Genomic DNA, 6,762 nt, shown 5'->3' with positions numbered 1-6,762 from the left:
GTGCCATCACCTTGTAGGTAAGAGCCGCCGTGAGGGCGTTGCTCGGTTCATTGTTTCAATGCGTTTCATGGGAGGATCGCCATGCCTTTTGCACCGTCCAGCATGCAAGTCGAAAGCACCGCCTTCACGCCGAATGGGGCGATTCCGAAGCGCCATTCGGCGGAAGGTGATGATTTGCTGCCGGCCCTGAGCTGGAAGGATGCGTCGGCGAAGGCCAAGGGCTTCGCGGTGATCTACCCCCATCCGGATATGCCGCCTGTGAAGGATGGCAGCTACGGTTACATGCATTTGTCGACGCCGGCGCTACAAGCCGCAAAGGGGGTCAAAGTCGTGAACTCTTTGATTGAATGAAAACAGCAACGGCGATCAGTACAAATCCGACCACGAGCCCGACATCCAGCCTCTCCGACAACAGCAACACGGAGCTTAATAGGCCAACCACCGGTATCCCCAGAAAGCTGATCGTGCTAGAAATGGCGGGCATGGTTCGGGCAATATGCAACATGCCCCAAAAGACGAAGGTCGTGGAAACGATACCGACGTAGGTCGTCACCAACAGGCTTCGAATATCTAGACCTTGAAACAAAGAGACGTCACTGAAAGCGATTGTCAGTGATGACAGTCCTAGCGTCGCAACCAAGAGTTGCCATGGTAGAAGCTGTAATGTCGACCACCCGGAAGGGTAGCGTCGCAGAAGGGCTATTTGGAAGGCCCAGACAACGGCCGCAAGCAACAGTAGTCCATTACCAGCTAGAGCTTGTGTATTAGATAAAATATGAGTGGACGGGAGAAAAAGAAACGCCAAACCGGCAACCCCGAAAACTAGACTTGCAATGACGGAACGATCGAGTTTTTCATCCAGCCATAACACAGCCAGAGGTATCATCCAGATTGGACTAGTATACGCCAGTAGTGCTGCGCGCCCGGCCGGGACCATGGTGACACCGACCGTGATCAACCAGAGGAATGCCCCCATTTGCAGGCAGGCCACCGAAATGATTGGAAACCAGACCTCGCGACCGGGGACACGAAACTGGCGAGTCATTTTTACCAATACGAAAGCACTGATAGTGGCAAAAACAAGACGCCATATAAGAAACACTTGGGGAGACATGTTGCCTAGAGTCATTTTCATGAGTGGCCAGGATAGTCCACCTCCGATGATAACTCCTGCGAATATGAAACCAGTCCCACGGCCAGTCAAGCGAGAAATTGAGTTCCCTAGCAGTTTGTCATGATTCATCATTTATTCCTTGTGGACTTTTAGTTGCTCTGTCAGGCTCGAAATAATCGCAGCGGAGCGATGGGCTAGGAGTGGGAAAGTACCTGCATCACCTACTCCATGACTCGGAGCGGAGAAGCTGGTCATAAATATGGGGAGTCGATGCCCGGATTCACCGATGATGCCTAGACTGTAGTCGGGGGCAATATATAGACTCCCGCCTCGGTCATGTTCTATACTGCTCTCGAGGTCTTTCAAAATGCTGGGTGTTTTGTGCGAATTAATCCCTCGCTCAAGCCGCTCGAATCCAGTTGCTACGATCACGGCATCAGCTTTAATTGAACTCTGTGTATTGCTGTGCTTTTCACGAATAAATAAATTTATACTTCTATTTATAGTGGCTTTTTCGATTTCGCAATAATTTTTAAGTTCCATGCGAGGCTGACCTTGAAGGTGGTCTTCATACCAAAGGCGATAAAGCTCATCAAGGGCATCCTTGTCAGCACGTCCATAAACGGCGGTTTCTAATTCAGAGTTTATCTGTCGTCGCGAATCGGCATCACGACGCTGGAACCATTCTACAAAATCAGGAAAGAAAATGTGTTCCGTGAAGGGGCTAAGATCTTTTTGTCGGAAACCAATGCCTCTTGTTATGGCGGTAATCTCGACGCCAGGCTTTCTATATAGATCAATCAATATTTCAACAGCGCTTTGACTGGCGCCAACCACGGCGAATCTTTTGCATCCATCCTTGATCGCTTGATTTGTCTTTGTTTGGTAGTCCGTTAAATGGTATACACGCTCACCAAGGTATGGTTCTAGTTCCTCCGGTATTATTGGCTTCCCACCAGTCCCCAACGCAACTGATCGGCCGAGATACTCTTTGCCATCTTCCGTGATGACTCGGAAAACTGAAGCTCCATTCTTCAACGTTTGCTCAATTTTTGTCACATGTTGACCAAGCTTAACTATCTCCAAGAAATGTGATGCAACCCACTGTACATATAGCGACCACTCTAAACGGAAAGGAAAGGTTGTCGGGACGTTTAAAAAATTGAGCAGCCTGTTGTGTGACTTTAAATAGTTAAGGAACGTGTAGCCACTCGTTGGATCAATTGGTGTTATGAAATCCCGATGCGGGCTATGTTGGATATCAGCCCCAGGGACCATCATTCCATTTTGCCAAGTCAGTTCATCACGCTTTTCCAGAAAAACCATGTTTATATCTTTGTCCTTCTGAGTGGCATGTACCGCTAGGCCGATATTGTTTGGCCCAAACCCCACTCCAATCAAATCATATATTTTAGTCATGGCATGATCCTCAACACTATCTGCAAGGTGGGCATTGCTTTTAAATATATAGTTTCTCTACATTTTCAAGAAATCTGGGAAATTGCGTTTCACATGTGGCGGCAGCCATGAGGTTGTTGTGTAGCTTTCTTTTTCGATATTTTCCTGATTCCCATAGGCATGTTTTCTTGAGACAGGTCTTGAAAGCCATTCTGTCGTTTTTCAAATGTTGTTTTTGTTGCTATCATTGTATTAAATTAATCTAATTGTATGCTCTCATTAGCGCATACGGAAATCAGAATTTTTGATACGAGGAGATCAGCAGCAATGATGCGACTCGAATTCCGACACCTCGAGACGGCCTATTGGATCTATAGGCTCGGTTCCTACGGTGCAGCTGCGGAAAGGCTCAATACCACACAACCCAATATTTCCATGCGCATCGCCGACATGGAGGAACGTATTGGCCGCGTTGTGTTCCAGCGTGGAAAGCGGCCGGTGACTCTTACGGCTGCTGGTCGCGAACTGATTGGATACGCGGAGCGTATTCTGGCCTTGCGCGATGAGCTGTCATCAGTTTTCGAGGATGTGCAAGAGGCTACTGGCCGAATTCGAGTAGGGTGTACCGAGACGGTAGCGCTCTGGTGGCTCGCCGATTTTACGTTAGATGTGCAGCGCGCCATGCCGAATATCGAGCTTGATATAGATGTCGACATTACAGAAAAAACCTGGGATAAGCTGTGCAACGGCACAATAGATCTTGCTTTGGTCCCCGATGATCAACTTCAGGAACGGGTTATCAGGCACAGCCTTGGCCATGCGTCTATTGCCTGGATGGGGGCTGCCGAATTGGTGCAAACAAGGTCGACATTGGAAACCATGAATTTAATTCGGCGATCCATCCTGAGCCTGTCACCCGGATCGCGTTTGTATGCCGACCAATTTCGCTGGCTTGATATGCAGGATATTCGTCCAGACCGCCTGACCTACTGCAATACGATGAGTGTTACGGCGAGGTTGGCATGTGAAGGCGCCGGTGTTGCATTGCTACCTCCGGATCTGTTTTCTGACGACAGTCAGTTACAGGCATTGGAAGTTCAGCCAGCATTTGCTTCTCTGCCTTTCGTCGCTACCTACCTATCTCCCGCTTTCTCTCCATCGGTCGAGCGGATAGCCAAGCTGGCGGTGGCTAATAGCGGATTTCATCTGGGCGAGTCGCAGCCATAATGCCTCGCAAGCGGCCGCCCGACGGGTTGAATCCTCCACTTACGCCATCACCTTGTAGGTAAGAGCCGCCGTGAGGGCGTTGCTCGGTTCATTGTTTCAATGCGTTTCATGGGAGGATCGCCATGCCTTTTGCACCGTCCAGCATGCAAGTCGAAAGCACCGCCTTCACGCCGAATGGGGTGATTCCGAAGCGCCATTCGGCGGAAGGTGACGATGTGTCCCCGGCCCTGAGCTGGAAGGATGCGCCGTCGGGGACCAAGGGCTTCGCGGTGATCTGCCACGATCCTGATGCGCCGTTGGTGAAGGATGGCAGCTACGGCTACGTCCATTGGCTGCTCTATAACCTGCCGGCGGATGTTACGTCGCTGGAAGAGGGCACGAAGACAGGCACCGCCGGCATCAACGATGGTGGCGCCATCGGCTACGGTGGTCCCATGCCGCCGGAGGGCCACGGGACGCACCAGTATTATTTCTGGGTGCTGGCGCTGGACACCCAAACCGAACTGCCCGAGGGGCTGACGCAGCCGGAACTGCTCAACAAGCTTGAGCCTCACATTCTGGGGATGAGTCGGTTGGTGGGGACTTATCGCCGCGACTGAGCAGTCTTTGTCTGAAACTGCCTGCGCTCGGCCATACTGCGTTAAGAATCAGCTCAAATTGCTCATTTACACCCCGTAAATTCCGCTTTTTCGCTGATTTTTGCCTTGTCTGACCTTCGCTCGTCGACGTTTCAGATAAAGCCTGAGGTAGTGATCAGAGACTCAAACGCCGCTCCACACGCACTCGGCGCCTTCCTTTGGGAGGCGCCGAGTGTCGTTTTGGGCCTGGTTCAGCGATAGCCGTCCATCAACTCGCGCACCAGTGGCGTGTCGGCGTCGCGGTGGGTGGGGAGCTCGAAGCGGGCGCGGGCGATGGCAGTGCGCGAGAGCTGGGCTTCGATCAGCGTCTCGCCATCCTCGGCCAGGGCGAGGGTGTCGCCGCGCGGGCCGAGAATGCGCGAGCCGCCCCAGAAGTGGCTGTTGCCTTCGGGGCCGAAGCGGTTGGCCATGATCACGGGGGTGCCGTAGGTCATGGCGTAGAACTGCAGGTTGACGGCCCAGTTCTGCTCGTTGGAGAAGTCGTCGCTGACGATGCCCGAGGCCGAGTTGATCGGTGCGCACAGCACGGTGGGGCGGGCCAGCAGGGCGGCGTGCACCAGCCCCGGATTCCACAGGTCGGCGCAGATCAGCGAGGTCGCCGACCAGCCGGGGCACACCGGAAGATGCGTGAGCTCGCTGCCATGGGTGAACAGCTTGCCTTCTTCCAGGCCACCGTAGGTGGGCAGGTTGAGCTTGCGGTGCACGGCCTGGAGCTTGCCATGCTGGAGAATCGCCAGGGCGTTGTAGTACTCGCCGGGGCTGGCTTCCTCGACGAAGCCGACCACCACCTGCATCTCCCCGGCGGCGTGGGCCAGCTCGGCCAGGCGCGGATCATGAGCCGGGCAGGCCACGTCGATCACCCGGTTGCCCAGGCCGTAGCCGGTCAGCGAGAGCTCGGGGAAGACCAGCAATTCGAGCCCCTTGCGGCGTGCATCGGCAATGAACGCGAGATGGCGTTCGAGGTTGGCATCGACATCGCCGAGGCTGGCGTTGATCTGCGCGGCGCCGACGCGCAGGTGATCCTGATAGTGCATGGTGGCGTCTCGCTATTGCGTGAAAAATGTGGGGGCGCCGAGCAGCGCCAGCAGGTCGCTTGCCGGACGTGTCTCGAGGCTCATCACCACCTCAAGAAGCCGGGCTGCCCGCTCGCCCAGCACGGGCTCGGCCAGTGCCCGGTATTTGGCGATGACCTCGGCGTCCGAGAGGGGGCAATCATGATTGCCGCGCGCCTCGACGTCGGCACTTTCGATGACCTCGCCGCTTTGCAGATGCAGTCGGGCGCGCGCCCAGCGCTCGGCGGGAAAACGGGCGTTGAAGGTGTCATCCTCGTGAATCTCTACCCGGCTGGCCAGGGCCTTGAGATCCGGGGCGTCGAGTTCGTCGCTGACGCCTGCGACATCCACGGTGCCTCGGCCCAGGGCGCAGGCGACGGACCAGGGCAGGCTGTACTGAGCCTGCTCGGTAGTGGTCGGGTGCGTCACATGCAGGCGCTTGCCCTCGTGGAAGGTGACGATCTCGATGCGTGCGATGGCGGCGGGGACGCGCTGCTCGGCGGGCAGTGACAGCACGGCTTCCACCGCGGGCTGGGCCCAGCGGCAGACCGGGTAGGCCTTGAAGTACTGCTCGTGGAGATACCAGCGCTCGCCCAGGTCCTGCCAGAGAGTGGCCACGTCCGGCGCGGTCACGGTCAGCGCCGGGGCGCCGGTGAAGCCATCCTCGGCCAGCAGGGCGGCGGAGATGCCGGTCATCGCGCCCCAGCCGGAGCCGTCCTTGAGCATCGTGGGATGGTCGATGCAGCGCATCATCTGGCTGCGCGGGCCATAGAACTCGGCGATGCCGAGGGCATGATGCAAGGTCTCGACATCGGCACCGCGCAGGCGCGCGGCCACGGCGGCGACGCCCAGGGCATTCCAGGCGCCGGAGGTGTGATAGTCCGGGCTGGTGGCGTGCAGGGCGATCCCCGCGCGGGTGGCGATCTCGTAGCCGTAGGCGAGCAGGGCGAGGAAGTCGCGTCCGGAGAGGTCGGCCACCTCGGGCAGTGCCAGCAAGCCGGGCAGCAGGGCCACGCCGGCATGGCCCTTGGTCAGCACCTGGCCGTCGTGGGCGTCGAGCGCGTCGATCAGCCAGGCTCCGTGCAAGGCGACGCCGGTGGGCGAGGCCTGGCCGGCGGTGAACAGCAGCGGGCGGTCGCCGCCATGCTGGGAGGTCACGAAGCGTGTGGCCTTGTCGGCCAGCGGCGTGCGGGTGGCGCCGGCGGCCACGCCCAGCAGGTCGAGCAGACAGCGCTTGGCCTGGTGGAGGTGGGCGTCGTCCAGGGCGGAGAGATCGACCCCGTGCATCCAGTCGAGGGGGGCGTGGTCGTGCATGGCAGTGGCCTCGGGTGCT

At 56.8% G+C, this 6,762-nt stretch carries 7 protein-coding genes; 3 read left to right on the top strand and 4 right to left on the bottom strand.

What is annotated here, in order from left to right; all coding sequences use genetic code 11:
• Positions 1–81 precede the first annotated feature (81 nt).
• Entirely contained in the window at positions 82–351 is a 270-nt protein-coding gene (locus C8E00_RS09310) for a hypothetical protein (RefSeq protein WP_243833141.1), read from the top strand.
• Here the strand turns inward: C8E00_RS09310 and C8E00_RS09305 are convergent.
• Positions 323–1,243, bottom strand: coding sequence for a DMT family transporter (locus C8E00_RS09305; protein ID WP_166638286.1), 921 nt, complete (start codon positions 1,241–1,243; stop codon positions 323–325). The two genes, C8E00_RS09310 and C8E00_RS09305, sit on opposite strands and share 29 nt — an antisense overlap.
• 3 nt (positions 1,244–1,246) lie before the next feature.
• On the bottom strand, positions 1,247–2,533 hold the full coding sequence (locus C8E00_RS09300; protein ID WP_133697205.1) for a SidA/IucD/PvdA family monooxygenase: 1,287 nt from the start codon (positions 2,531–2,533) through the stop codon (positions 1,247–1,249).
• A 306-nt stretch (positions 2,534–2,839) separates the two neighbouring features.
• Here C8E00_RS09300 and C8E00_RS09295 point away from each other — a divergent pair, with 306 nt between their 5' ends.
• Positions 2,840–3,739 carry a LysR family transcriptional regulator gene (locus tag C8E00_RS09295; RefSeq protein WP_166638285.1) on the top strand — a complete coding sequence of 300 codons (900 nt, stop codon included), beginning with the start codon at positions 2,840–2,842 and terminating at the stop codon, positions 3,737–3,739.
• Positions 3,740–3,861: 122 nt separating this feature from the next.
• Positions 3,862–4,338: a YbhB/YbcL family Raf kinase inhibitor-like protein gene (locus tag C8E00_RS09290; protein WP_133697203.1), complete on the top strand. Its 477-nt coding sequence runs from the start codon at positions 3,862–3,864 to the stop codon at positions 4,336–4,338.
• A 230-nt stretch (positions 4,339–4,568) separates the two neighbouring features.
• On the opposite strand, the gene C8E00_RS09285 is transcribed toward C8E00_RS09290, so the two are convergent.
• Positions 4,569–5,411, bottom strand: a complete 843-nt coding sequence (locus tag C8E00_RS09285) for a nitrilase-related carbon-nitrogen hydrolase (RefSeq protein WP_133697200.1) — start codon at positions 5,409–5,411, stop codon at positions 4,569–4,571.
• Between the two features lie 12 nt (positions 5,412–5,423).
• Entirely contained in the window at positions 5,424–6,743 is a 1,320-nt protein-coding gene (locus tag C8E00_RS09280) for an MmgE/PrpD family protein (protein ID WP_133697198.1), read from the bottom strand.
• Between the last annotated feature and the right edge of the window lie 19 nt (positions 6,744–6,762).

The sequence above is a fragment of the Chromohalobacter marismortui genome, assembly GCF_004364315.1.
In the GTDB taxonomy this organism is placed as follows: Bacteria; Pseudomonadota; Gammaproteobacteria; order Pseudomonadales; family Halomonadaceae; genus Chromohalobacter; species Chromohalobacter marismortui.
This window is presented reverse-complemented; position numbering and strand designations above follow the sequence as displayed.

Excerpts from the sequence above, each read along its gene's own strand:
- C8E00_RS09310 (WP_243833141.1), top strand. The coding sequence starts at position 82 with ATGCCTTTTGCACCGTCCAGCATGCAAGTCGAAAGCACCGCCTTCACG.
- C8E00_RS09305 (WP_166638286.1), bottom strand. The coding sequence starts at position 1,243 with ATGAATCATGACAAACTGCTAGGGAACTCAATTTCTCGCTTGACTGGC.
- C8E00_RS09300 (WP_133697205.1), bottom strand. The coding sequence starts at position 2,533 with ATGACTAAAATATATGATTTGATTGGAGTGGGGTTTGGGCCAAACAAT.
- C8E00_RS09295 (WP_166638285.1), top strand. The coding sequence starts at position 2,840 with ATGATGCGACTCGAATTCCGACACCTCGAGACGGCCTATTGGATCTAT.
- C8E00_RS09290 (WP_133697203.1), top strand. The coding sequence starts at position 3,862 with ATGCCTTTTGCACCGTCCAGCATGCAAGTCGAAAGCACCGCCTTCACG.
- C8E00_RS09285 (WP_133697200.1), bottom strand. The coding sequence starts at position 5,411 with ATGCACTATCAGGATCACCTGCGCGTCGGCGCCGCGCAGATCAACGCC.
- C8E00_RS09280 (WP_133697198.1), bottom strand. The coding sequence starts at position 6,743 with ATGCACGACCACGCCCCCCTCGACTGGATGCACGGGGTCGATCTCTCC.